This window comes from Bradyrhizobium sp. Ken51 (assembly GCF_055807435.1).
Genome location: NZ_JBVVPB010000003.1, coordinates 93,642 through 119,826 on the forward strand (window position 1 = coordinate 93,642; position 26,185 = coordinate 119,826).

The 26,185-nt window shown below is 61.1% G+C and carries 24 protein-coding genes; 4 read left to right on the forward strand and 20 right to left on the reverse strand.

From position 1 onward, the window contains the following. Position 1: 1 nt before the first annotated feature. The 3 genes from AC0L27_RS07460 to AC0L27_RS07470 form a co-directional block, all read right to left on the reverse strand. A complete protein-coding gene (locus AC0L27_RS07460) occupies positions 2 to 874 on the reverse strand; it encodes an SDR family oxidoreductase (RefSeq protein ID WP_473318408.1) in 873 nt (290 codons plus the stop codon). A gap of 229 nt (positions 875 to 1,103) precedes the next feature. Then, the gene (locus AC0L27_RS07465) at positions 1,104 to 1,568 is read right to left on the reverse strand and encodes a GFA family protein (protein WP_473318410.1); all 465 of its coding nucleotides are present in this window, start codon (positions 1,566 to 1,568) and stop codon (positions 1,104 to 1,106) included. A 41-nt stretch (positions 1,569 to 1,609) separates the two neighbouring features. Further along, positions 1,610 to 3,037, reverse strand: a complete 1,428-nt coding sequence (locus AC0L27_RS07470) for a coniferyl aldehyde dehydrogenase (protein ID WP_473318412.1) — start codon at positions 3,035 to 3,037, stop codon at positions 1,610 to 1,612. 97 nt (positions 3,038 to 3,134) lie between these two features. On the opposite strand from AC0L27_RS07470, the gene AC0L27_RS07475 reads away from it, so the two are divergent. Further along, complete coding sequence (locus tag AC0L27_RS07475) at positions 3,135 to 3,800, forward strand: TetR/AcrR family transcriptional regulator (RefSeq protein ID WP_473318414.1); 666 nt, start codon at positions 3,135 to 3,137, stop codon at positions 3,798 to 3,800. A gap of 67 nt (positions 3,801 to 3,867) precedes the next feature. Here AC0L27_RS07475 and AC0L27_RS07480 read toward each other — a convergent pair whose 3' ends face one another. Then, positions 3,868 to 4,824, reverse strand: coding sequence for a LysR family transcriptional regulator (locus tag AC0L27_RS07480; RefSeq protein ID WP_473318416.1), 957 nt, complete (start codon positions 4,822 to 4,824; stop codon positions 3,868 to 3,870). A gap of 173 nt (positions 4,825 to 4,997) precedes the next feature. On the opposite strand from AC0L27_RS07480, the gene AC0L27_RS07485 reads away from it, so the two are divergent. Beyond that, a complete protein-coding gene (locus tag AC0L27_RS07485; protein ID WP_473318418.1) occupies positions 4,998 to 5,456 on the forward strand; it encodes a MaoC family dehydratase in 459 nt (152 codons plus the stop codon). Here the strand turns inward: AC0L27_RS07485 and AC0L27_RS07490 are convergent. The 10 genes from AC0L27_RS07490 to AC0L27_RS07535 all read right to left on the reverse strand — a co-directional run bounded on the left by AC0L27_RS07490 (position 5,453) and on the right by AC0L27_RS07535 (position 17,128). Next, entirely contained in the window at positions 5,453 to 6,241 is a 789-nt protein-coding gene (locus tag AC0L27_RS07490) for an SDR family oxidoreductase (protein ID WP_473318419.1), read from the reverse strand. The genes AC0L27_RS07485 and AC0L27_RS07490 overlap by 4 nt on opposite strands. 53 nt (positions 6,242 to 6,294) lie before the next feature. Beyond that, positions 6,295 to 7,086, reverse strand: coding sequence for a crotonase/enoyl-CoA hydratase family protein (locus tag AC0L27_RS07495; RefSeq protein WP_473318420.1), 792 nt, complete (start codon positions 7,084 to 7,086; stop codon positions 6,295 to 6,297). A 182-nt stretch (positions 7,087 to 7,268) separates the two neighbouring features. Beyond that, positions 7,269 to 8,369, reverse strand: coding sequence for an NADH:flavin oxidoreductase (locus AC0L27_RS07500; RefSeq protein WP_473318422.1), 1,101 nt, complete (start codon positions 8,367 to 8,369; stop codon positions 7,269 to 7,271). A gap of 70 nt (positions 8,370 to 8,439) precedes the next feature. Further along, complete coding sequence (locus AC0L27_RS07505) at positions 8,440 to 9,639, reverse strand: ABC transporter substrate-binding protein (protein ID WP_473318423.1); 1,200 nt, start codon at positions 9,637 to 9,639, stop codon at positions 8,440 to 8,442. A gap of 100 nt (positions 9,640 to 9,739) precedes the next feature. Continuing rightward, positions 9,740 to 11,407 carry a class I adenylate-forming enzyme family protein gene (locus AC0L27_RS07510; RefSeq protein ID WP_473318424.1) on the reverse strand — a complete coding sequence of 556 codons (1,668 nt, stop codon included), beginning with the start codon at positions 11,405 to 11,407 and terminating at the stop codon, positions 9,740 to 9,742. 267 nt (positions 11,408 to 11,674) lie between these two features. Continuing rightward, a complete protein-coding gene (locus AC0L27_RS07515; RefSeq protein WP_473318425.1) occupies positions 11,675 to 12,454 on the reverse strand; it encodes an SDR family oxidoreductase in 780 nt (259 codons plus the stop codon). A 93-nt stretch (positions 12,455 to 12,547) separates the two neighbouring features. Next, a complete protein-coding gene (locus AC0L27_RS07520; protein WP_473318427.1) occupies positions 12,548 to 13,360 on the reverse strand; it encodes an enoyl-CoA hydratase-related protein in 813 nt (270 codons plus the stop codon). A gap of 84 nt (positions 13,361 to 13,444) precedes the next feature. Continuing rightward, positions 13,445 to 14,149, reverse strand: a complete 705-nt coding sequence (locus AC0L27_RS07525) for an SDR family NAD(P)-dependent oxidoreductase (RefSeq protein WP_473318428.1) — start codon at positions 14,147 to 14,149, stop codon at positions 13,445 to 13,447. 17 nt (positions 14,150 to 14,166) lie between these two features. After that, the gene (locus tag AC0L27_RS07530) at positions 14,167 to 16,488 is read right to left on the reverse strand and encodes a molybdopterin-dependent oxidoreductase (RefSeq protein ID WP_473318429.1); all 2,322 of its coding nucleotides are present in this window, start codon (positions 16,486 to 16,488) and stop codon (positions 14,167 to 14,169) included. Between the two features lie 19 nt (positions 16,489 to 16,507). Next, on the reverse strand, positions 16,508 to 17,128 hold the full coding sequence (locus AC0L27_RS07535; RefSeq protein ID WP_473318695.1) for a TetR/AcrR family transcriptional regulator: 621 nt from the start codon (positions 17,126 to 17,128) through the stop codon (positions 16,508 to 16,510). A 170-nt stretch (positions 17,129 to 17,298) separates the two neighbouring features. Here AC0L27_RS07535 and AC0L27_RS07540 point away from each other — a divergent pair, with 170 nt between their 5' ends. Continuing rightward, on the forward strand, positions 17,299 to 18,498 hold the full coding sequence (locus AC0L27_RS07540; protein WP_473318432.1) for an acetyl-CoA C-acyltransferase: 1,200 nt from the start codon (positions 17,299 to 17,301) through the stop codon (positions 18,496 to 18,498). 91 nt (positions 18,499 to 18,589) lie between these two features. Further along, positions 18,590 to 19,801: a multidrug effflux MFS transporter gene (locus tag AC0L27_RS07545; RefSeq protein ID WP_473318433.1), complete on the forward strand. Its 1,212-nt coding sequence runs from the start codon at positions 18,590 to 18,592 to the stop codon at positions 19,799 to 19,801. A 113-nt stretch (positions 19,802 to 19,914) separates the two neighbouring features. On the opposite strand, the gene AC0L27_RS07550 is transcribed toward AC0L27_RS07545, so the two are convergent. The 6 genes from AC0L27_RS07550 to AC0L27_RS07575 form a co-directional block, all read right to left on the reverse strand. Continuing rightward, a complete protein-coding gene (locus AC0L27_RS07550) occupies positions 19,915 to 20,568 on the reverse strand; it encodes a flavin reductase family protein (protein WP_473318434.1) in 654 nt (217 codons plus the stop codon). Between the two features lie 136 nt (positions 20,569 to 20,704). Beyond that, positions 20,705 to 21,718: an NAD(P)H-dependent flavin oxidoreductase gene (locus tag AC0L27_RS07555; protein ID WP_473318436.1), complete on the reverse strand. Its 1,014-nt coding sequence runs from the start codon at positions 21,716 to 21,718 to the stop codon at positions 20,705 to 20,707. A gap of 20 nt (positions 21,719 to 21,738) precedes the next feature. Then, positions 21,739 to 22,926 (reverse strand): acetyl-CoA C-acyltransferase, encoded by a 1,188-nt coding sequence (locus AC0L27_RS07560; protein WP_473318437.1) that lies wholly within the window; start codon positions 22,924 to 22,926, stop codon positions 21,739 to 21,741. Between the two features lie 14 nt (positions 22,927 to 22,940). Continuing rightward, positions 22,941 to 24,071: an acyl-CoA dehydrogenase family protein gene (locus AC0L27_RS07565; protein WP_473318439.1), complete on the reverse strand. Its 1,131-nt coding sequence runs from the start codon at positions 24,069 to 24,071 to the stop codon at positions 22,941 to 22,943. A gap of 23 nt (positions 24,072 to 24,094) precedes the next feature. Further along, a complete protein-coding gene (locus AC0L27_RS07570) occupies positions 24,095 to 25,276 on the reverse strand; it encodes an acyl-CoA dehydrogenase family protein (protein ID WP_473318440.1) in 1,182 nt (393 codons plus the stop codon). A 10-nt stretch (positions 25,277 to 25,286) separates the two neighbouring features. Then, entirely contained in the window at positions 25,287 to 26,024 is a 738-nt protein-coding gene (locus AC0L27_RS07575) for an SDR family oxidoreductase (protein WP_473318441.1), read from the reverse strand. Between the last annotated feature and the right edge of the window lie 161 nt (positions 26,025 to 26,185).

Consider the following 26,185-nt stretch of genomic DNA (forward strand, 5'->3'; position numbering starts at 1 on the left):
GCTAACCACGCTTCGCCCTGTCCTTCTCATTTTGAGCCACGATGGCGTCGCGCGCCTCGGCCCAATCTGAATCCTTCCAGTCACGCATTTCGTAAAAGTTGCCGCCCATGGCCAGCGCCTGGGCACCGTCCATCACGATGGTCTCGCCGTTGATCCAGTCGCAGCCCCCGGAGATCAGAAACGTCGCGAGATTTTGCAACTCGCTCATATCCCCAAGGCGACCCATGGGATTCGCAGCGACGGTCCTCGCACCGGCCTCGTCGCGGGGCTTGATGCGCTTGCTCATGCCCTCGGTCGGGATTTCTCCGGGCGCGATGGTGTTGAGGCGGATGCCGTGCCGGCCCCATTCCGTGGCCAGCGACATCGTCATGGCGTGAATTGCGGATTTGCTCATGGTCGACGGCACCACGTACGGACCGCCATTGCGTATCCATGTCACGGTAATGGAGACAACGTTGCCGCGATGTCCAGCGGCGATCCAGCGTTTGCCGACAGCATGGGTCACGTAGAACGTGCCGTGCATCACGATATTGGCGATGGCATTGAACCCGCGCGGCGACAGATCCTGCGTACGGGAGACGAAATTACCAGCCGCGTTGTTGATGAGATCGGTGAGGGGACGGTCCTTGAACGCGCCCTCGACCATGGCGTCGACCGCCGCCGCGTCGCGAATGTCCACGCCGTGGGCGGTGACCTTGCCGCCATGAAGTCTCATCAGCTCGGCGGCGGTCTCCTCGCACACGCCTTTGCGGCGTCCGCAAATGTGAATGTCTGCGCCGAGGCTGAGAAATTTCGCGGCCATCGCCTTGCCGAGCCCGGTGCCGCCGCCTGTCACCAGGATATTGCGGCCTTTAAGAAGCCCGTCGCTGAACATGATGCCATCCTCCGTCGCGTCGCTTTTGTTGCTGAACCCGGTTTCGGCGCGGCGAAGGTGACTTCGAGCGGCCCAGAGGTCCAGTTGCAATCAGTTGCATAAATCGATAGCACGCAATTCGGTATTATGCAACAAGTTGCAGAATGTTTCGGTGCTGACGACGGGGGCGGCGGCGGGTGGAGGCTTCCAGGCGGAAGCAATCGGCGAGGCTTCGCCAGATGGACTTGCCTTACAAGCCGCTCATGATCATTTTCCCGACCGCCAGCAAGCTCGGGAAATAGCCGCTGTATCTAGGCAAGCCATCGGGCATCTCCTGCACACGACGGTGATAGAATATATCCATCCGAACCGGCGGCAGCCGGGCCTCGGGCTCGAAAGTTCCGACCGGGATGAACATCACCTCGAACGGCCAGACGCCCGCGACTTCCACGACGGGCTTGCCGCAGGTCCGGCAAACCCCGCGATTGAAGTTTGGCGGCGGACGGTATTTCCTGAACGAGATATTGCCGGCGTTCTTCAGTGCGACATGCTTGGCGCGAACGGCGACGACGTCCGCGAACGGTTTGCCGTTGAAAGCCTGACAGATCAGACAGTGGCACCGGAACCTGGCTTTCGGCTGCGTACGCACCTGGAAGGAGCAAGCGCCGCATTCGCAGCCGCCGCTTAGCGGCAACGATGATGTGTCGGTGGTCATTTGCTGATGCTCCCTGGCTTAATTGGAAAATGGAGTTCCGATCACCGAAGCATCATGTTGAGGATGGCGTCGATCGGCTGTCTGAAGGGCGCGTGGAGCAGGTTGGCGAGATTCCAGCGCCCCTGTTCATAGATTCCCTTGGCATGGCTGAAGGTCCGAAATCCCTCGACGCCGTGGTAAGCGCCCATGCCGCTGGCTCCGACGCCGCCAAAGGGCAAGTCATCCTGCGCGATGTGCATGATCGTCCCGTTGATGGTGACGTTGCCGGAGGTGGTTCGGCTCAGCACCTTGCGCCGGTCTTCGTCATCGGCACCGAAATAGTAGAGCGCGAGCGGCCGGGGCCGGGCGTTTACATAGGCGATCGCTTCTTCGATGTCGCGGTAGGGAAAGATCGGCAGGACCGGGCCGAAGATTTCCTCATGAGCAATGCGCATCTCGCCGGTGACACCAAGCACCACGGTTGCCGCGAGCGTGTTGGGGCGACGGATTGCATCGCCGGGCCCGTTGCCGACCTCGACGACCTGCGCTCCTTTCGAGCGAGCGTCGTCGATCAGACCCTGAATCCGGGCATAGTGCCGCTCGTTGACGATCGAGGTGTAATGCTCACTCGTCGGACCATCAGGATAGAAGGACGCCGCCTTCCGGTGATATGCCGTGACGAATGCGTCGACGTCGCTTTCGTGGACGAGTGCATAGTCCGGGGCAATGCAGGTTTGTCCAGCGCTGAGCAGCTTTCCGTAGACAATCGATGCCGCCGCCTGGTCGAGGGCGTGGCCCTTCGCAACGATGCTCGGCGACTTGCCCCCGAGTTCGAGGGTAACTGGAACGAGGTTGTCGCTTGCGGCCTTCATCACCGAGCGCCCTACTGCTGTGCTCCCGGTGAAGACCAGGTGGTCGAACGGTAAGGCCGTGAAGGCCGCTCCCACGGCCGCATCGCCAGTGACGATCGCGAACTGATCTTCGGAGAATATCTCGCCGAGCATTTTAACGAGCAGCGCATTGGTGGCGGGCGTGAACTCCGAGGGTTTCAGCATGACCCTGTTTCCGGCCGCGATGGCTGTGATCGCTGGCATCAGCGACAGGTTGACCGGATAATTCCATGGCGACATCACACCGATGACGCCAAGCGGCTGATATTCGATGCGCGCGTTGCCCATCCGCATGTGCAACGCGACGTGGCGGCGGGTCGGCGCCATGAATTTGCGAAGATTACGGATCAGGTACTTCGTACCCTCGGCGACGCCTCCCACTTCCATGATTGCCGTCTCGTACTTCGAGCGATGGCCAAAATCGGCATTGATGGCATCCTCGATCGCCTTGCGGTGCGCGATGATCGTGGCCCTGAACTCGGACAGATCAGCGCGTCGCTGCGCCAGCGAAGGCGCCCCGTCACGCAGGAAGGCAGCGCGCTGGCGGGCGAGGACTCGGCCAGGCCGATCAGCGTCGATGACTTTTGCGATGGCGCTCATGGTTCACTCCGATGTAGACAGGAGAAACTTACACGCCCGACATAGGTGCTTAAGTAGCCACCGTCAACAATGTATCCAGAAGAAACTTTGAGGAACCATGCAGGACGCACCCAGCCGGCCCTATCACCACGGTGACCTCCGTCGGGCGGTTATCGAGACGGCGTTGGATATGCTCCGGGAGGAGAAGGGCTGGCAATTCACGCTGCGGGAAGTCGCCCGCCGCGCCGGCGTAAGTCACGCGGCGCCCTACAAGCACTTTCCGGACAAAGCCGCGCTGCTTGCAGAACTCGCCATGATTGGGTTCGACCGACTGAGGGAATCTCTATCGGCCGCGAAGCCAAAAGCGCCCAAATCTTGGCGCGAGGAAATTACCACGATAGCGCGTGCCTACGTCGCGTTCGGAACGGACAACCCGGCTCTTTACCGCCTGATGTACAGCGCGGAGGAGGGGCAAGCGGTCGGCATACATCTCAACGAGCGGGCGCTCGCGGTGTTCGACGTTCTCCTGGAAGTCCTCCGCCGCGGCCAGACCGCCGGGAGCATTCGCAAGCGGCCGATAGAAGGGCAGGCCGCAGCCGGCTGGGGCCTCATCCACGGAATGACCATGCTGGCGATCGATGGACTATTGGTGTCGGAGAAGGTGGGACCGGCCCCGTTGGATGGGGCCCTGAGCACGCTGGTGGAAGGGCTGGGTAGCCCGGCAACACCGGGCACGCCCCCAATAAAATCGGATCGTGACGGCAAACCGAACCTTTCCAAATAGCAGCTTCATGCGGATAGCCGCTCAGGAGACGAGCAGCCCCCGCGCGTACGCCGGATCCGATGACGTTTTAGGAAGGTTCGCAGCGCAGGCGTGCGCTGCCGCACTCCGGGGGGCACCCGCAAGCCATTCTCTGGAAGTTGCGAATTCTGCCTCCAGAAATCGCCTCACTTCTCGAGTCAGGCTTCTCAGATCGGTCTCGCGCCTGCGGAGCAGGCCATACGTTCATCGTGACGGTTTCTTGCGGCAGAACCTGAACCAACCCCTCAGCCTGCGTGAACGGCACAGCAAGGAGCGCAAGCCCGAGCCCACAACCGGCGGCGGCAAAGTGGTTTGCCACCGGATTAACCCGAACAACACTTCGGGTGCCCGCCGCTTCCGCGAAATACTCCAATAGGTGCCTCTGATTGGGCCGAACATTGCGGAAGGTGACAAAATCGGCCGTATGGCCGATGATGTCGTGATCCTTCAGGTCAGGCAACGACCGTGGCGCGGAGCGTCGGGCGAGGTACTGCTCGGAAGCGAATATCCCCATCGGAACGTGGGCAACCCGCTTTCCGATGAGATCGTTCTCGCCAGGGTCTCCCATCCGGATGACGTAATCCAGGTCGCTCGTTGCCACGCTCTGCTGGCTCACCGTAGAGATTACTTCCAGATAGATCCGGCTGTTGCGGCGCCACAACTCCTTAACGCGAGGCAGAAGCCAATGCTTGGTCATGCCTTCGGTCGCCGATATTCTGATCACGGACGATCTCTGCCCGACCCGCGAACGCAAATCGCGTTGAAACGACTCGAATGCGAGCATCATATCGCCGGCCGAGCGCTGCAGATCTTCGCCTTCCTGCGTCAGCTTCACGCCAGACGGCGCACGAAAGAACAGCGGCGCGGCGACGTAGCGCTCCAGTTCCTTGAGACGCCTGCTCAGCGTCGGCTGGCTCATACCCAGTTCGTGCGCGGCGCGATTGACGCTTCCGGTCCTCGCCACCACGGAGAATAAGCGAAACAAATCCCAGTTTGCCCCGGTCACGTTCTGGTCCTTTGCCGCCTAGGATTCTTGTGCGCCGGCGGAGCCGCGGCACCCGGAAAAGCCGACAAGCGTTATTCAATATCGCTGTCCCCATTCAACAAAATCAGCATAGCCTTCTTTGCGCAGTGCGGAATATGCTCAGTGTTCAACAGTCGAAACGGCGCACAGCGGCGATGACAACGGTCACACTTGCAGCGATCAGGGATTTCGTTGGCCAGAACCTCGGCAGGTCAGATTGGGTGACCGTGGACCAAAGCATGATCGACCAGTTCGCGGCATGCACTGGAGATAAACAATGGATCCACGTCGACACAGATCGTGCGAGCAAGGAGAGTGCCACCGGAGGCACCATTGCCCACGGCTTCCTGACCCTGTCGTTGATCGCCTCACTGGGCATGGGCTTGGGTCTGGCTCCGGTAGACGCATCTGCCGCCATAAACTATGGCTTGGATAAGGTGCGGTTCTTGGCACCGGTAAAATCGGGTAGTCGCGTTCGGCTTCAGCTTTCCATCATGAGCATCGATCCGAAAGACAACGGGAGTATGCTGATCAAGGGCAACGCAGTCCTCGAGATCGAGAACAGCCAAACACCCGCGCTGGTTGCCGAGACGCTGACGCTGGTGATGCCCTAGCCCGATATCACCGAAGTCAGGCCGCCATCCACGGCAAGTATCTGTCCGGTGATGTGCTTGCCGGCGTCGCTGGCGAAGAGAACCGCAGCGCCTTTCAGATCGTCCTCGTCGCCGATGCGGCGCAGCGGTGCGCCCGCGGCGAGCTTTTCGATACCGACGGCCTCGATGGTGCCCTTCGTCATCTTCGACGGGAAAAAGCCGGGCGCCAGAGCATTGGCCGTGATTCCATAGCGCCCCCAACTCCCCGCCAGCGCCCGTGTGAAATTCACCACCGCACCCTTGCTCGTATTGTAGGCAACCATCTGCATGTCCCCGGAACTTCCGAACAGGCCTGCGATGGAAGCAAGGTTGATAATGCGGCCATATTTGTTGGGGATCATCGAGTGCTTCGCGACCTGTTGGCTGAGCAGGAACAGCGAACGGATATTCAGGTTCATCACCTTGTCCCATGCTTCGATCGGGTGATCCTCGGTCGGCGCCCCCCAGGTTGCGCCCGCGTTGTTTACCAGAATATCCACCCGCCCGAGCTTCTTGATTGCTTCGTCGGCGAGCCGCTTGACGTCCTCGCCCCTGGAATTGTCCGCTGCAATCCACTCCGCCCTGATGCCGAGACCGGCAAGATGCGCCTGGGCTTCTTCAAGGTCCGGCGCCTTGCGAGACGAAATCAACACCCGAGCTCCTTGCTCGCCGAGCGCCTCGGCGATCTGTAGCCCAAGGCCACGGGAGCCGCCTGTAATCAGGGCATTCTTGCCGGTGAGATCGAATGCCTTCTTGATGCTTCCCATACTCAAATCCTCAAGCTTGTGGGCAAAGTTCTGCTGTGCGATCGGTGGGATCACTATTTTCCGCGGAACACTGCCGAGCGACGTTCCACGAAAGACTGGATGCCTTCTTTCATGTCTTCGCTGCTGAAAACGCGATCCTTTATCTTTGGGATGTAATCGATCGCAGCTTTTTCACCTTCCTCGATGTATTTGAGCCCGGCTTCCTTGGTCACCTGAATGCCGATTGGAGCGTTCCTGGCAATCAGAGTCGCGATCTCCATCGCGCGACCTATCTGCTGGCCGGGAGCGACGACCTCCTGAACAAATCCGACCTTGTAGGCCCGCGCTGCGTTGAACTCGTCGCATAGGAACAGGTGATACATCGCATCTCCCCAACCGGCCCGGGTCAGATAGCGAAAGTGAGCACCACCAAGTGGCGCGATCCCGCGCTTGGATTCCATTTGGCAGAACCGGGCGTCGTCGGCCGCTACGACGATGTCGCCAGCCAGCATCATTTCGATGCCGATTGTGAAACAGATCCCCTGCACTGCTGTCACGATCGGTTTACGGCACCGGTTTTTCAACGCGAACGCATCGATGTTGCCGGGCTTGATCTCGGTATTCTCGGCCTTGGGTCCGAAGAATTTCGGCATATCGAGGCCCGCGGTGAAGTCTGGACCCTCGGCGCAGAGCACTCCGACCCAGTAGTCGTCGCTGCGGTCCAGAAGCGTCATCGCATCCGACATCTGCGTCATCATCTGCGGACTGAAGGAGTTCTTCTTGGCTACGTTGTCGATGATGATCTTGAAGACATGTCCGTGCACTTCGGTACGAATCTGGCCGACTTGGGTCTTCGTCTCGCTCATTTGCTCGTCTCCCGAATTGCATCCTGACGACTGCACAACGACACGCAGGCTTCTCACGCCGACTGGCGTGCAGCCACTCTTCCCCGCCCAATTTGGAACAGGTGCCGAAACAACGGCTACAAAAGATTTGAATAACCCCTATTCAGAGAAGCGCTGCAGCCTCAACCCTTCACCGCTACCCGTTAGCTCAGCGCCGAGAACGCAGTCCGTTCGAAAGCCATCAGCTCTTCCGTCCTGCCGTCACGCACCTTCAGAAGCCATTGCGGGTCCTGAAGTAGCGCGCGCCCCACCGCGACCAGATCAAACTCCTCGCGATCAAGGCGGCGGATCAACTCCTCCAGAGACGCCGGCCGGGAGCTTTCTCCACCGTATGCCGCAATGAATTCGCCGGTCAGACCGACCGACCCGACCGAAATGGTCGGCACACCGGTCACCTTCTTGGCCCAACCAGCGAAATTCAAATCGGAACCTTCGAACTCCGACTCCCAGAACCGGCGTTGTGAGCAATGCAGAATGTCGACGCCGGCGTCGACCAGAGGTTTGAGCCAGGCTTCCAACGCCCGAGGCGTATCGGCCAGCTTTACCTCGAAGTCCTGCTGCTTCCATTGGCTGATCCGGAGCAATATCGGAAAGTCCGTTCCAACCGACTTGCGTACCGCGCGGACGATATCGGCGGCAAATCTCGCTCGACCAGGCAGATCCCTGCCTCCATAGGCATCCTCCCGGCGATTGGTACCTTCCCAAAAGAACTGGTCGATCAGATAGCCGTGCGCCCCATGCAATTCGACAGCATCGAATCCAAGTTGCTTCGCAGCGAGCGCTGCATCCGCGAAAGCGCGAATGGCGTCCGCGATGTCCTCTTCGCTCATCGGCTCGCCGAACTTCTTCTCCGGTCGCGACAGACCGGACGGACTGTCGTAAGCACCGGGAGGGGACCAATCCAGGGCGCGCGTGCGAACGGCTCCAACATGCCATAGCTGTGGTGCCATCAGCCCTCCGGCGGCGTGCACCTCTTCGATGACACGCCGCCACCCGGCCAGCTCCTTCTCGCCATGAAAACGGGGAACATTCGGATCGTTCAGGGACGCCGGACGATCCACGCCGGTCCCCTCCGATATGATCAACCCGACGGCTCCTTCGGCCCGGCGGGCGTAATACCGCGCGACATCTTCAGTCGGAATTCCGCCCGGAGAGAATGAGCGCGTCATCGGCGCCATCACGACCCGGTTCGGCAAGTTCAGCCCTTTCAGTCTGAAAGGCCGGAAAAGTACGTCGCTGGACATTGGTCCTCCATAATTCGGCTGATCGCCTTGCCGGCTCAGTTCACCCGCATTGGGCCTTCAGACGGCCAATTCACCTGGTCTCGGCGCTGAGCACGTTACCGAATTGCTCCCAGCTGGAGCCATTCCAACGCTGCAGTTGCAGCTGGGTATACGCCATGCTGCTTTCCGGGCCCGTGTTGATCGTAGCGCCCGGCATGAGAGTGGGAAGCGACAGCCCGCGTATGCTCCGCGATTGCTTGACGATATTCTCGCGTGAGAGATCGTTGCCGCACTGCTTGAGCACCTGCTCCAGGATCTGTCCCTGCTGGGTACCGAACAGATAATTGTTATCGCCGATATCGGCGCCCGGCAGGTATTTGGCAAAGAAGTCGCGGTACCACTTAATGCCAGGATCGTCGGCCCACTTCTTGTCGTTCGGGTCCTTGAAGATGGTCGCAGCGACTATGCCTATGGCCTTCTTCGGTCCCGCCGGGACGATGGTCGACGACACGGAGCTCGAGACGAGATTGATCAGGAACAGCGGCTTCCAAGCGATCTCGTCGACTTTCTTGATGGCCTGCGCCGCGAATTTTGGCGTGCCGGCCACCAACAAGGCCTCTGCGCCGGACGACTTCAGCGACACGACGTGAGAATCAATGGTTGGCTCGGTCACCTCGTAGGAGGACACGACGACATTCTTGTCGAAATCGTCCTTCAGGTATCCCTTGAATGCGTTGACGAAGTCCTTACCCAAATCGTCGTTCTGATACAGAATGGCAATCTTCGCGCCCGGACGGGTCTGGGTGATGTATTGCGCGTAGATCCGTCCCTCGGTGTCGTAGCTCGGCAATCCAGTCGTGGTCATCGGAAATTCAGCGAAATTCGTGAATTTGGTGACTCCGCTCACGACAAATAGATGGGGTACTTTCTTCGCGTTGACGTACTTGATCGTGGCGCTGATGCCGGGCGTGCCCAACGGCCCGAACAGGAAGGCCACCTCATCGCTCTCGATGAGCTTTCTGGTCTGCTCTACCGTCTTGGGGGGGCTATAACCATCATCGTAGGTGACGAGATTGATTTTCCGTCCGTTGATGCCGCCGCGCTCGTTGAGCGAATTGACGTAGGCGATCATGCCCTTTCCGGTGTTGCCGAGCGGCGAAGCGGGGCCGCTAAACGGAAAGGTCGCCCCTATCTTCACCTCGGATTCGGTGACTCCCGGCGTTTCCGCACGAGCCGGTGCGCCCCCTACAGATACCGCGAGCGCAGTCGCAATCATGATATTCCCAAACATGGACATCTCTCCTCCCGGCGACGGCTCGCGCCGCTTCTCGATTTCTTCTCCCAGCGGTCAAAGCGTGTTCCGAACGCCCTGCTTATGTTCCCTGCATGCGTCAGACCGCAGCCGCCACATCGGACCTGGTTGCGACCGCCGGCGCGACCGCCATCTCGCGCAATTTGTGTTTGAGTATCTTTCCGGTGGAGGCCGATGGCAGAGCCTCGAGCACGATCACCTCGGTCGGACGCTTGTACGATGCGAGCTGTTGAGCCGCGTACGACTTCAGGTCCTCGGCGCTAACGCGTGCGCCGGGAAGAAGCTGCACGAACGCGACTACCTCCTCGTTGCCGTCGACCGATCGTCCAACGACGGCCGATTGCACCACCTTGTCATGCGAGTTCAGCACAGCCTCCACCTCGGCGGGGTAAACGTTGAAGCCGGAGCGGATGATCAGTTCCTTGGTGCGGCCGGCGATATACAGATGCCCCTCGCCGTTGACCCGGGCGAGGTCCCCCGTGTTGAACCATCCCTGGTGGTCGATCGCCGCCACCGTCAATTCCGGAGCGCGATAGTAGCCGAGCATTACGTTGGGGCCCCGGACGTGCAATTCGCCGACCTCACCGGTCGCGACTTTATTGCCTTGCATGTCCACGATCCGGTGCTCGATACCGGGAAGAAAGGGGCCAACTGACTCGTCTGCGACAGGATGCTCTGAACGGACACCCGACAAGCCCGGCGAGCATTCGGTGATGCCGTAATTGTTCAAGAGCGGGATTCCAAACTCGTCCTCGATCCGCTTTTTCAGATCGAGATCGAGGGGAGCGCCGGCGACCGACATGAGCCGCAACCTGCCCCGTTCGAGCCGCTGGATACCCTTGACGGTCTTGTATTCCAGCAAACGCTGATATGTGGCGGGCACGCCGAACAGGCTCGTAATACCCTCCTCGGCTATGGCATGTGCCAGCGCAGCCGGATCGGCTTTGGCTACGACGTGCAGGGTGCTGCCATGCATCAGCGTTGCAATCAGCAAAATCGAATAGCCGACGATGTGGGACATCGGCAGCACACCATAGATGCGGTCGGCCGGATCGTTCTTGCGCAGCAGTCCCGAAACCCTTCCGGTGAAGAGGAGGTTGCGGTGGCTCAACATGACCCCCTTCGGGGCACCGGTCGTGCCCGATGTGTAAAGAAGACCCGCAATCTGCCGCGCGCCATCTCTCTCGACGGGCTCCGGTTTCGCCTCGGCATTGAGAGGACCGATGCCAATTCCGCCAAACGGCCCCACGGCGCTGATCTCGGCTCCGATGCGGCTGGCGTGATCGGCGGCTTCCTTCGAGAGCGCCGCGTTGAACAGCACGCGCCTGGCGCCGCTATGCGTCCCGATCTGGTCGATCTCCCGGGCCGACAGGCGGGGATTGACCGCGATGCCCCATGCATCGAGCTTGCTGGCCGCAAACAGGATCGCGCCCAGAGCCACGCTGTTCTCGCTCGCAATCATCACGCGATCGCCGGGCCTGATCCCGAGATCGGCGAGATCCGTCGCCGCGGCGTTCACGGCATCGGAGAACTGCCGGTAAGTCCACGAGCGCCCCCCTTCCACGAACGCCGGATGATCCGAGATGTCCCGCACGAAGGGCGCGTAGACCTCGTGTACCCTGGACGGTAGTCCATCCAGCAACTCGGCCGCAGTGATATCGTCCACGCTCCTCATGCCGTCCTCCCTGGTGCTTTGTTTTTGAGAACGCAGAGCGGCCCCCTTCAAACGGAAGGTCCGCACGGTCACTCCATCTGCCGATCAGTAAATCGTTCTAAAATAGAACTGTCAACACGAATGGCGGTGCGGTGACCTGAAAAGCCGGCTATATTGAAGCAATGGCAGAATTCCTATTCGGAATTGTAGGCAGAGCGCCCGTTCGAACGCAGCTGCGGTGATCAGTGCTCGCTGGAGTCTGCTGATTCTGGTTCAACGCTCGCGCTACCGCTCAGGTTTGAGAAGCTTCTGTCGGGACTTGGCATGCGTTCGCCGGGTTGAGAGTTCGCGCACCCAGGGTCACCATTTCTCGACCCATGGCCGGAGCACGACTTCGAACGCCCAGGTCGACCGATGCTGCCGATGAAGCTGCAGATAGGTTTTCGCGATATGGTCGGGGTCGGCCATATTGTCCTCGACAGTCGTCCCTGCCAGCCGATGCGCGCGAGTGCCGTCCTCCTGGGTCCAGCCGATCGCGGCGTCGATCGGCACATTCGCTATGTGGACGCCCTGCGGCATCAGTTCTCTTGCCATGCTTTGCGCGAGTCCGGACTTGGCATGACATGCCATTGCAAACGCGCCACTTGACGGGAAGCCCTTGAGCGCCGCGCTGGCGTTCGTGAAGATGATCGTTCCTCTCGCGCCGTTGCCGTCGGGTTCGTTTCCGAGCATGAGCCGAGCTGCTTGTTGACCGACCAGAAACGCGCTGAACGCCGAGTTTCGAAGAGTTTCGAGCACCATGACCGGGTCGGCTTCGATCACGTTCTTGCGGAAAATGCCGGGAACCCGGCCGTCGATGTTGTGCACGACAAGCCTTGGCTTTCCGATCTCTTGAACGACATTCTCGAACAGCCGTGCCACGGCTGCCGGTTCGCTTGCATCGCAGGCGTACCGACGCACGCCATACGTCTTCTCGAGAGTTTCAAGCACCGCCTTTTCGGGATTCCTGGCTGCAACGCCGACACGCATGCCGCTTTCCGCGAACAGCCTGGCGCAACTCGAGCTGATACCCGGGCCGCCGCCGACAATGAGAGCAACCTCCTGGGCGGAAGTCTGGGTGTCGCGGTTGGATTGAATCATGTTGCTGCCTCCGATGCGTCTGGTGACCTATTGCTTCGCTGCAATGACGACATTGCCCTTTGCGCCCGGCCATCCCAATGTACCCAGCGGGTTTCACCTGTAAGTTGGAGAACGTTTCTCAATGAAAGCGCGGACGGCTTCGGCGTGTTGCGCAGTCCCCGCCGCAAGTACCATCCTCTCGGCCTCCTGATCCAATGACGTCAGGAAATCAGCCGACAGCGCAAGATCGAGATTGTCCTTGATGCAGGCAAACGCGCTCCCCGGACCGTTCGCCAATATCCTTGCCACTGCAAATGCTTCCTGTTGCAGTTCAGAATCGGGCACCACGCGATTTACCAGTCCCAGTGCCTCACAACGGCGTGCATCGAGCCGTTCGGACAAATACATGAGTTCGCGAGCACGCGACGTACCGGCCAGCCGGGTCAATAGCCACGAAATGCCGTAATCGCCGGTCAGCGCAATCTTGGCGTACCCAGTCGTCATGATGGCGGATTCGGCTGCAATACGAATGTCACAGGCGAGCGCGATGGCAAGTCCGGCGCCAGCCGCCGCTCCCGGCAAGGCCGCGATGGTGGGCTTGCGCACCGAGACAAGTACGCCGGTGAGGGTTCGCTGACGATCCCTTAATCGCTCGCTGACTGACATGGCCGGTGCTGCAGTGTTGCTGCCCATCCCCTTGACGTCGCCGCCCGAACAGAAGGCGGTGCCCGCACCGGTAATCAGCAATGCTCCGACGTCCGGATCGTCACCGTTGCGCTTGATCATCCGACGCAACGCCGGCGTGAGATGATCGGACAGCGAATTTCGTGCCGCCGGTCGGTTCAAAGTGATCACGGCGACGCGATCCCGAATCACACACAGCAGTTCGTCCGTTCCGGTATCGATTGAGATTGATTCATCCGCCATGTTATGTCCTCTCAAGTTTCGCGCAGAGCTCTCCAAATGACGAAGCGCGCACTACGGGTGATCGTTTTTCGCGTCAGCCGGGGATTACCAATTTTCGCGGAATGGCCGCAGCTCGGTAAGAAACGACCAGGCCGATCGGTCCTGACCGTAAAGATGAAATAGTTCTTCAGCGATCGCGGCAGGCCTGATGAAAAATTCATCTGGTTTGTCGCTCATCCGCGTGCGCATACGAGGGGTGTCGATCACGGCGTCGATGAGGACATAAGAGACGTGGACGCCGAGAGGTCCCACTTCGCGCGCAATCGATTCAGCCAGAATGCGCTGCGCCGCCTTTGTCGGCGCGAAGCCGGCGAAATTGGCCTTGCCCCGGATCGACGACGTGTTTCCGGTCACCAGGATTGCGCCCTTGCCGCGATCGATCATGTCAGGAGCCACTTCGCGCGCGAGGTACAACAAGCCCATTACGTTGACCTCGAAGTTGCCCTTGAGCATCTTCGGATCGATCTCGCGAAAACTCCCCCAGCCCCCGCCCACCGCGTTGTGGATGAGAACTTCAGCCGCGCCAAAACGGTGCTTTATATCGCTGACCACGGCATGCACTTGGCCCTCATCTGAGACGTCGCAGGTTACCGCGTGCACGTCCGGGAGCTCTTGCGCAAGGCGATTGATGAGCTCCGCTGAGCGAGCGAGCGCCATGACACGGAACCCGCCAGCGGAGAAGCGCCTGACGATGGCAGCTCCCGTGCCGGGCCCTACCCCCGTCACGATCGCGATCGGTTTCTCGGTCATTTGACGCTCCCTTCGAGTTATTCTGCGGCCGCTCTCATATGAATTCGCTCGGACTGCGCCTGATATGCGGCCGCCTCCTGCGCGGACACCAGGGCCAAACGAACCGCAACATTCTTGTGGTAGGGCGTACCGGCGATTGGATCGCGGTTGCCGCTCTCTGTGAGCAGATTGATACGCGGTCCGTTGATCAGTCGCTCTCCGTCCGACGCGGGGTATGCCTGGCCGTAGCCGTGCGGGAGCGCGAGCTGCCCATTCCTCATGCCGTCGTCGACCTTACAGCGCACCACGAGCCGGCCGACCACGGACTCCACAGCGACCCAGTCACCATCCTCCGCGCCCAGATTCCTCAGATCGCTCGAATTGATCAACAAGGCGCCGTCCGGATCCTCGCGACGCCACGCGGGATCGCGAAAGATCTGGTTGGCATTGAACATGCGACGGCCACCGGCGGCCAGCATGAAGGGAAACTCCTTTGGCGCGCCCGCGGCTCGCGGATCGAGACGCGCGAGCCATTCCAGCATCTGAGGAACCGCGAGCCGCACCTTGCGATCCGAATGGCCGATCAATGACCAGACCTCGTCATAGTCGTGCTGAGTAATCGCCGTCCCTTGCCGGGCAGCCACGATCGTGTCGAACAGGAGATCGCCGAGCTGATGATCCGCCACGTCGTCCGATGCACTGATTGCCCGCCGCACCGCCTGAGGCGACCGCTTCGCGCAAGCCAGCGCCGCGCTCCACATAGGCGCCGCGGCCGCCGTACCATCCGGAAGCGTCTGCCCCAGTGTATGGTAGAGCACTAGGGCAGGCACTGCCGCTGGGTTTTCCGCGATGAAAGCACGAAGGGCCGCGGCGAATTCCGGTCGCGAGCGCCGTGCTATTTCGCGCAGCGGCGCGAGCACATTGTCGCCCGGCAGTAGCCCCAGGGCGATCGCAAGCCGCGTGTAGATCTCGGGCTCCGGCAGGGTACCGGCGAGCGGCGGCAAGACACCCGCACGAACATGAAAATAGTTTGTCGGGAACTCGAAATTGAACAGGGTGAATTCTGTTTTCTCAAACTGCGAAGACGCCGGCAGAACGTAATGCGCGAGCCGTGCGGTTTCGGTCATCGCAACGTCGACCACGACGCAGAGGTCGAGCGAGCGCAGCGCGCGCTCTACGGCCTCGGTGTTTGCCGCCGTGTTGCCTGGATTGGAGCTGTCGACCCAAGCGCAACGTAACCGGTCGGGATGGTCGTTGAGCACCGCTTCGGGGAAGATGTTGGGCGGCAACAGGCCCGCAATAATCGCGTCGCCGGTCGGTGCGAAGGTCTGGTTCGGCGAATTGCCCCATAGCGGTTGGAGCCAGCTATGCAGTTGATTGGTGCCTTTCCGGCCGAAATTTCCGGAAAGCATGATCAAGAGCTTCTCGAGATAAGAGTTGAGCGTCGAATTGATGCCTTGCTGGATGCCGAGTTCGACCCGCACCACCATGGCCTTCGCGGCGGCGATCATCGCGGCGCACCGATCGAGGTCCGCGATCGAGATATCGGCGGCTGTAGCCCATGCTTCTATGGGGATGTCCAATAGCGCCTGCCGCACTTCCGAGAAGCCAACGGTGTGCTCCTGAATAAACGCGTGGTCGATCCGATCCGACCGGACAAGCGTGGCCAGCAGCGCGCCAAGGAGAAACGTGTCGGCACCCGGACGGACTGCGAGATGTAGATCCGCTATTTCGGCGGTTTCGGTTCGCCGGGGATCAATGACGATCAGTTTGCGCGCCGGATCCTTGCGGATTTGGTTGAGATGATCGCGCGCATTGGGGAAACCGTGCGCGATCCAGGGATTTGCACCGATGACCAGCAGGAGATCGCAATGGTGGACGTCCTCGGAAGTGTGGCAGGTCTGGCTGCCGAACATGTGGCCATTGACCCAGAAGTCCCCGGTCTTCTCCTGCGAAAGAGCGTTGAACACGCTGCGCGAACCCAGCGCACGCAATAGTCCGCTGGCATAGGCGCCGCCGGCATGGTTGCCCTGACCGCCACCGCCGTAAAGGGCAATAGTCTTGCCGCCATGCTTGTCCACGATCTCGCGCAGCCGCGCCGCGATTTCCGCGATCGCCACGTCCCACTCGATTTCGTCGAAGCCTCCGTCCGCGCGCCGACGTAGCGGCTTGGTCAGCCGATCCTTATGATGGGCATAATAGGGAATCCGGGTCGCTTTGTTGCAGAGATAGCCCTGTGATTTCGGACTCGAACGGTCGCCTCGCACTTTCTCGAGGCGCTCGTTGTTCACGAACACCTCGATCCCGCAATTGATGTAGCACAGGTTGCAGGCTGTTTTGAGCCACTTGCCGGCCGTCATGGTGACCTCCCTGGTATTGTTATTTGTCGCAGCGCATCGTCCTTGTCGCCCGACGCCGAGGCATTTGAGTTCGGCCACTGGCAGTCATGCGTCCCGCAGCGAGAATTCCGTCGGAAAGCTTCCCAGTACCAACAGCACGCGACAGCACGATTGATCCAACCAAGGTTGCGATAGCGCCGGTCGCGATTTGCCGGGCCTGTCGAGGTGGCTGATCGGGAAGCAGCTCGACAAAGACGTCGATCATCTTCTCCAGCTTGTCGGCAAACGCCTGCTGCTCGCTCGAGCCCGATCGAGCGATATCGACAGCCAAGGTTGGAAGGGCGCAACCATGTTTGGGATTGTCTCGATGCCGGGGACTAAGATAGTCGGCAATCAAGGTCTCGAAGCGTTCACCGTTGGCCGTGTCGTCAGTCAGCTTTTTCCAGCGCTCGGTCGTTTGGTCCATTGCAAAGGCGATCGCCTCGCCAACAAGCGCCTCACGCGACTCGAAATGATTGTAGAAACCGCCATGCGTCAGACCCGCAAGCTTCATCAAATCGATGACGCTGAGCCCTTTGGCGCCCTTCTGGCGTAAACCGTAAGAGGCATTTTCAACGATCCGACGGTGCGTCCGACGCCTGTGGTTTTCTCCGTAACGCATCAGCACCCCGTGCAAGCTCCCTGGGGGACCGGCCGTACAATCGTACTCGTCCCCTCGGAACAATTCTCGAACCGCGCTTTCTTGACGGCTGCGGCAAGTTTTCATTGCAATGCCTGCCATCTTATATGACTATCATCATATAACAACAGATATCAGCAGGAGAGTTCGCGATGGCCGCCGTTTCCGATCCCATCGTCATTGTTTCCGCCGCTCGCACGCCCCTTGGCCGGTTCATGGGCGAGTTGTCGCCGCTGAGCGCCCACAAACTCGGCGCTCACATTATCGGTGCGGCACTGGAGCGGGCGAAGCTGGCGCCTGAAAAGATCGACGAGGTGTTCATGGGCAATGTGTTGCCGGCCGGCCAGGGGCAGGCCCCGGCGCGACAAGCCGCCCGCGGCGCCAAGCTGCCGGATGCCACGGGTGCCACCACCGTTAACAAGGTCTGCGGCTCCGGCATGAAAGCGACTATGCTCGCCCATGACATCATCAACGCGGGATCAGCAGAAATCGTGTTGTCCGGTGGAATGGAAAGCATGAGCAATGCACCCTATCTGCTGACGAAAGCGAGGAGCGGATATCGCGCCGGGCACGACCGGATCATTGATCACATGATGATGGACGGGTTGGAAGACGCCTATGAAACCGGGCGTTCGATGGGCGATTTCGGCGAGGCCACAGCGGAGGCTTATCAATTCACTCGCAAGGACCAGGACGCCTACGCGATCGAGACGCTGACCCGCGCGCGCAACGCGGTCGAAGGTGGCGCGTTCAGGGCCGAGATCGCGCCGATCACGCTGACAGAGAAGGCTGGGCCGCGGATCGTCGCTAACGACGAGCACCCGCTCAAGGTCGATCCCGCCAAGATCCCGGGCTTGAAAGCCGCGTTCCGCGCCAACGGTACCATTACGCCGGCCGCCTCATCGGCCAACGCCGACGGCGCTGCGGCGCTCATTCTGGCCAAACGCTCTCTCGCAGATCGCGGCGGCCTCCCTGTACTGGCCGAGATCAAGGGCCACGCCGCCCACAGTCAAGAGCCGCAATGGTTCACCACGGCGCCGATCCCGGCGATCCGCAAGCTATTGGACAAAGTCGGCTGGAGTGTCGGAGATGTCGACCTGTTCGAGATCAACGAGGCCTTTGCGGTGGTGGCGATGGCGGCGCAGAAGGATCTCGGCATTCCCAGGGAGAAGCTGAACGTCAATGGCGGAGCCTGCGCGCTCGGCCATCCCATCGGCGCCACCGGCGCGCGATTGATCGTGACGTTGTTGCATGCGCTCGAAGCCCAAAACCTCAAGCGGGGTGTGGCGGCTCTCTGCATCGGTGGTGGTGAAGCCACCGCGATCGCGGTTGAGCGCGTAATCCGGCGATAGCATGCAATGTGCCTGTGAACGGCTCGGTGAGCAGCGCGAACCGCGATGCTCGCCGCGTTGTCTGCCGTCCTCTATTGCCGCAAACAATCAAATGGCTGACCAGTGCGAAGCAATCGAGTCCGCGCCGCCGAGCGTTAAGATCTCCAGCGCGCTGCCGATTGCAATCCTTTCCCTCCAGGCCGCCATGGGAACGCTTGCGACCAACATTTTACTGCCTTCGCTGCCCCAAATTGCGATCTCATTGAATGTCACGAGCGCGGCGGTCACGTCCGCCATCACTGCCTTTCTTGCGGTGTTTGGGGTGGGTCAGCTTCTGGTCGGCCCGCTTTCGGATCGATACGGAAGACGCTGGCCGGTCCTGATCGGGTTTGCCGTGTTCTTTGGCGGCAGTGTTTGGTGCGGTTTGGCGAACAATTTACCCAATCTCTTGGCCGGCCGCATCGTGCAGGCTGCCGGCGCCTGCGCGACATCAGTGCTGTCTCGCGCCATCGCTCGCGACATGTTCAGTGGCGCGGCGCTGGCACGCGCGATGGCGCTGATCATGATCGTGATGTCTGCAGCTCCTGGATTCTCGCCGCTGCTTGGCGGCGCACTCGATCTTAGTTTTGGCTGGCGCTCCGAATTCGCGCTCGTCGCCGCGTTCGCCGCTGTTGGCGCCATTGGCTACAGCATCGTCCTCGGCGAAACCCACCATTCGACCCGGACTCCGCTCAGTCCGGCCGCTATCGTCAGGACCTATGCTGGCCTTTTTGGCGATCCTCGTTTTGCTATCCCGACCGCAACTGGGAGCCTGATCATAGGCGGCTTGTTCTCGATGTTTTCGGCTGCACCGCGCTTATTCATCGAAGCGCTGCACTTCACGCCGATCCAGCTCGGCCTCTTCTTCGCTGGCACTGTCTTTATCGTATTCGCCGCCGGTATGCTGGCGACGAGATTGGCACCACGCTACGGACTCGATGGCCCGATCCGGGCAGGCTTGTGGGCGACGGCCGCCAGCAGCCTTGCGATCCTGCTCATCTCGATGGTCAGCCCGACTTTCTTGCCGTTTCTAGGCGCGATGAGCGTATTTCTCCTCGGCATGGGCATTGTCAGTCCATTAGCCACCGCGCGAGCGCTCTCTCCATTCGGGGAGAAAGCTGGCGCGGCGTCGGCGCTGCTGGGCTTCTCGCAAATGATGACTGCCGCAATCGGCGTATGGCTTGCCGCGACGGTGTCCCATCAAGCCATGTTGGCGTTGGGCATCGTGTTGAGCACGTTTTCTCTGCCGGCTCTTTGCCTGTACGCGCGGCGCCCGGGGCACTGATTGGCTTCTGACGCCGCACGCGGTTTCTTTTCAGTCGCGCCTTTGCTTAGCGAAGTCCAGCCTGCACCGCTGGGCAGACGCTTCGTCGATCCGATGCTATCTTTCCCACAGAATCAGGTGCCGTGGAATTCCGGTTTGCTGCTGCCAGGCGGCCGCTTCATCTCGAACATGTTTTCCGTCCTGACCTCGAGGTAATCTCCACCACGGCCGGCGCGCAGAATGGGATGCGCAAGTGCCGTGTTGTAGACGCCGTCCTCGATCAAAGATTTGTCGATGTATACCGCGACGACCTCGCCGAGTACGAACCACCCTTCTACCTTCTCGCCGCGCGCATTCGCCAACTGAAAGACGTCGACGACCTTGCATTCCATCGCCGCCCTGCTCTCGCCTACCCGCGGCGCAGCTACGTGTCGCCCGGGCACTGGCGTCAGCCCTGCTGCTTCGAACTCGCTCACGCCGTGATCGAGAGGCGCCGCAGTCGTGTTCATGCGCTCGCCCAGATCCATCGTAACCAGATTCCAGACAAACTCCCGGGTCTCGCTGACGTTTTTCACGGTGTCCTTCCATGAAATAGAGGAGAACCCGATTATTGGAGGGTCGTAGAGAAACGCATTGAAGAAGCTGTACGGCGCAAGATTCAGTTGCCCGGCCGCATTCCGCGACGAAATCCAGCCAATCGGACGCGGCGCGACGATCGCGTTGAATGGATTGTGCCGGAGTCCGTGGCCCTTCGAAGGCTCATAGTAGTGGAAGTCGGCCGGATCCATACATTCTCCTTCCCAAGGCTGCCGACGGTCGGCCGCTCGCCAGTCGAGCCTTATCGATAGTAATCAACGCACCGCACGATCATGCGTGCGCAAGCTCGTCAACGAATATGGTAGCAGCACAACGGTCCGGAAGCCCTTACGCAATCGCCCGGGCGACGGCCGGCCTGTACTCGGCACCATCGAGGAACCCGATCAGACGCTCCCGGATGATCTGCTCGGCTTCCGTCATGATGCGGTCGATCAGCTCCTTCACCGTCGGGATATCGTGGATCAGTCCAACCACCATGCCGCAGCTCCACGCGCCGGCGTCCATCTCGCCGTCGACCATCACCCTGGGGTAGACACCCGCGACCTGCTCGTGGATATCCTCGATCTTGAGTCTGGCCCCCTTCTCGCGCTCGACTTCGAGCAACTGATCGACGCCCTTGTTCTTGAGCACGCGCTCGGTGTTGCGCAGCGCACGCATCACCAGCACGGTGTCGAGCTCGGTGGCTTTGACCAGGGCCTGCTTGACGTTTGCATGGACAGGCGCTTCCTTCGTCGCGACAAAGCGGGTGCCCATGTTCATGCCGGCGGCGCCCATCGACAGCGCGGCGACGAGGCTGCGCGCGTCCGCCATGCCACCCGAGGCCACGAACGGAATCTTCAGTTCATCCGCCGCGCGCGGCAGCAGGATCATGTTCGGGATGTCGTCCTCGCCGGGATGGCCGCCGCACTCAAAGCCGTCAACGCTGACGGCATCGCAACCGATCTTCTCGGCCTTCAGCGAATGCCGCACCGAGGTGCATTTGTGGATTACCTTGATGCCAGCCGCCTTCAGCGCCGGCATGTACGCTTCCGGACTGCGGCCGGCCGTCTCCACAGCCTTGACACCGCCTTCTTTGATGGCGGCGATGTATTCCGGATAAGGCGGCGAAGTGAAGCTCGGCAGGAAGGTCAGGTTCACACCGAACGCCCTGTCGGTCATGTCGCGGCAGCGCGCGATTTCCTTCGCCAGCAGCTCCGGCGTCCGTTGTGTGAGACCGGTGATGATGCCGAGACCGCCGGCGTTCGACACCGCGGCGGCAAGCTCGGCGAAGCCGACATAGTGCATGCCGCCCTGGATGATCGGATGCTGGATGCCAAACAATTCGGTAATTGCTGTCTTCACGTGCGCTTCTCCGTTTCCGATCAGTTGACGATTTCAAACAGGCCCGCTGCGCCCATGCCGCCGCCGATGCACATGGTCACCACGCCGTACTTCGCCTTGCGCCGCCGCCCCTCGATCAGCATGTGTCCCGTAAGCCGGCTGCCGGTCATGCCATAGGGATGACCGATCGCGATCGAGCCGCCATTGACGTTGAGCTTGTCCGGATCGATGCCGAGCTTGTCGCGGCAGTAGATCACCTGGACGGCATAGGCTTCATTCAGCTCCCAGAGATCGATGTCATCGATCTTCAGGCCGTGCCGCTTGAGAAGGCGCGGGATGGCCGCGACCGGACCGATGCCCATTTCGTCCGGCTCGACACCGGCGGCGACGAAGCCGCGGAAGATGCCGAGCGGCTTCAGGCCCTTCTTGGCGGCGATCTTGTCGCTCATGATCACGCAGGCCGATGCGCCGTCAGAGAGCTGGCTGGCGTTACCCGCCGTGATCGTCTTACCCTCGAACACCGGCTTGATCTTCGCAAGGCCTTCCGCCGTGGTCTCGGGGCGCGGGCCTTCATCCTTCGACAGCGTCACCTGCTGGTAGGTGACCTCCTTGGTGTCCTTGTTGACGACGGCCATCCTGGTCGTGATCGGGACGATCTCGTCATTGAAGCGGCCGGCCTGCACCGCGGCACCGATGCGGCGCTGGCATTCGAGGCTGTATTCGTCCTGCCGGTCGCGGCCGATCTTGTACCGCTCGGCGACGACCTCGGCGGTGTCCAGCATCGACATGTACATCTCCGGCTTCATCGCCATCAGCTCATCGTCGACCGCGTGGAACCTGTTCATGTGCTCGTTCTGCACCAGGCTGATCGATTCGATGCCGCCTCCGATTGCGATCTCGACACCATCGAGCATGATCGAGCGTGCCGCGACCGCTATGGCCTGCAGGCCGGATGCGCACTGCCGATCAATTGTGGTGCCAGCCACCGTGACCGGCAGGCCGGCACGAATCGCCCCCTTGCGTGCGACGTTCATCACCATGGTGCCCTGTTGCATGGCGCACCCCATCACCACGTCCTCAACCTCGCCGGGCTCAATCCCTGCGCGCCTGACCGCCTCGGCCATCACATGACCGGCCATGGTCGGTCCCTCGGTGTTGTTCAATGCACCCCGATAGGCCTTGCCGACACCGGTACGGGCGGTGGAAACGATAACTGCCTCTGTCGTCATGCTTGCCTCTTTTGTTACGCAGCCGCGTCGAGCTGCACATAACGCAGCAAGTGGTGAGCGGGATCGCCAAACTGGATGTTGATGGATGAGATTCGCTTGAAGTAGTGGCCGACATTCAATTCGTCGGTCATGCCCATGCCGCCATGGAGCTGCACCGCCTGGTCGGCAATGAACCTGCCGGCATAGCCGATCTTCGACTTGGCGCCGGACGCGAGGCGGGAGATGCCGCTGTCGCCGGCGCCGAGGCTGAGATTGAGATGCTGCATCAGGGAGAGCGCCTCCTGATGAGCGATGAACATGTCGACCATCCGGTGTTGCAGCACCTGGAAGCTGCCGATGGTGACGCCGAACTGCTTTCGGGTCTTGGAATAGTCCAGCGTTGCGGAGTTCAGTTCGGCCATGGCGCCGACTGCCTCGGCGCAGAGCGCGCCGACGGCCCGGTCACGGCAAGCTTCCAAGAGGGCGACGCCTTCGCCCTCGCTACCGAGCAACTCGCCGCGCACATCGCGGAAGGTGATCTCCGCGGCACGGCGGCCATCGATGGTCTTGAAGCTGCGCAGATCGAGATTGGCCCCCCGGGCCTCGACGACGAACAGGCTGACGTCGGCGCGATCGTCGCGCTTGCCGCCAGTCCGGGCGGAGACGATGAGATAATCGGCCCAGGGCGCGGCGATGACAGCGGTCTTCTCGCCACTGAGGATGTAGTCCTTGCCGTCGCGCCGCGCCGCAGTCGCGACATTGGCAAGATCGAAACGCGCGCCCTTTTCCGTCCAGGCAAGCGCCCAGATCTTCTGTCCGGCGATGATGTCGGCAATCAATGCCTGCTTCTGCTCATCTGTCCCTGCACGCTCGATCAAGCCGCCGGCCAGAACGACCGTTTCGACGTACGGCTCCACGACCAGGTGACGGCCGAACTCCTGGGCGACGATCATCGTGGAGAGCGGACCGCCGCCGAGGCCGCCGCTCTCCTCGGAGAACGGCGCGGCGAGAAGGCCGAGCTCCGCAAAGGCGTTCCACTGCTTCCGACTCCATCCCTCTTCGCTGGCGATGATCTTGCGGCGCGCCTCGAAGCTGTATTGGTCGCGCAGCATGCGCTGCACGCTGGAGCGCAACAGTTCCTGCTCTTCCGTGAACTGGATATCCATCCGATCCTCTTGTCGCGCTGTTGCTAGAGACCGAGCACTGCTTTGGCGATGATGTTGCGCTGGATCTCGTTCGATCCGCCGTAGATGCTGAGCTTGCGCGCGTTCAGGTATTTTTCCGAGGCGGTGTGGCCGTAATCGGGACCGGGCATGAACTGATTTGCGCTCAAAGGTTGCTCCCGAAGCGCCAGCCCGTAATTTCCGATGGCACGGTGCGTCAGCTCGGTGATCCCCTGAAAGATCTCGGTGCCGCGGATCTTGAACAGCGAGGCCGCAGGACCCGGATCGATGCCGCGCGCCATCTGGGCAACAACGCGCAACTCGGTCGCCTCGAGCGCAAGCACGTCGAGCTCGATCCGGCCGATCTCCTTGCGGAATTCGAGATGGGCCGGGTCGTCCAGTGCGATCTCCGCCTTCACGATCTTCTTCAACCGGTCGAGATAGCGCGTCGACCGCCCGATCCCGGCCATGCTGGTGCGCTCATTGCCCAGCAGGAATTTAGCGTACGTCCAGCCCTTGTTCTCCTCGCCGATCAGATTCTCGACGGGGACGCGGACGTCCTCGAGGAAGACGTCATTGACCTCGTGCGATCCGTCGATCGCGATAATCGGACGCACGGTCACGCCAGGCGACTTCATGTCGATCAGGAGGAACGAGATGCCCGCCTGAGGCTTTACGCTCGGATTAGTACGCACCAGGCAGAATATCCAGTCGGCGTGCTGCGCCAACGTTGTCCAGGTCTTGTGGCCGTTGACGATGTAGTAATCGCCGTCGCGCACGGCCTTGGTGCGGACCGTGGCGAGGTCCGACCCCGAGCCCGGCTCGGAATAGCCCTGGCACCACCAATCCTCACCCGAAAGGATCCGCGGCAAGAATTTCTGCTTTTGCGCGTCGTTGCCGAAGGTGTAGATGACCGGCCCCACCATGGTGACGCTGAATGCCAACGGCGGCAGCGTGCCGGCCCGGCTCGTCTCCTGCTCGAAGATGAAACGTCGGGTAATCGACCAGCCGGGGCCGCCATATTCCCTGGGCCAGAGCGGTGCGATCCAGCCCTTCTTGTAGAGAATGCGGTGCCAAAGCAAGGATTGCTCCTTGGTCAGGTCGGTCTCCGGATTGGGGACCCGCATTTCCTTTGGATAGTTTTCGGCGATGAAAGCGCGCACCTCATCACGGAAGGCCGCATCTTCAGGAGACAGCGCGAGTTCCATCGGGCGCGTCCTACCACTTCTCACCGAAGGGCCGGATTTCCAGCTCGAAGGTCCAGGCGCTCTTCGGTTGCTGATAGAGCTGCCAATAGGACGTCGCGACCGAGGCCGGCGGCATCAGCGCATCGGGATCGTCAAGCGCATTGGGCCCGAGTGCTTCCAGGCGACGCTGCCGAACCCACTCGGTATCCACGCCGGAATCGATGATCAAGTGGGCGACATGGATATTCTTCGGGCCTAGTTCGCGCGCCATCGCCTGCGCCACAGCGCGCAGCCCGAATTTGGCGCTGGCAAAGGCGGCATAGCCGCTGCCACCGCGTAAGGAAGCAGTCGCGCCGGTGAAGAAGATGTTGCCCTGGCCGCGCGGCAGCATCAGCCGGGCCGCCTCGCGACCGGCGAGGAAGCCGGAGTAGCAGGCCATCTCCCAGACCTTGCGGAATACGCGCTCGGTGGTGTCGAGGATCGGGAAGTTGACGTTGGCACCGATGTTGAAGATGCAGACCTCCAACGGCGCGTGCTTGTCGGCGTCACTCAGGAAGGAGATGATCTCCTCCTCCTTGCGCGCGTCGAGCGAACGGGCATGGATCTCGCCGCCGGCGGCCTCGATCTCCTTGACCAGCGGCGCCAACTTGTCGCCATTTCGGCGGCCGGCGAAGACGGTGAAGCCCTCGGAGGCAAACTTCTTGGCGATCTCGCCGCCGATGAAATCGCCGGCGCCGATCACAGCGACGGTTGCATTTCTCTTTTTCAAGGAACTTCTCCCGGTTAGGTTAGGCGCGCTGTGTGCAAAGCTGTTCTATCGAGCCCGGAACGTGGATCACGGTGTTTGAGCCAGACCGCAACGAGGGCGATCTCGCCATCGCGCTGATCGAGGCTACCATGGCCGCGGCGCAGTCCTCGATCGGCGCGATT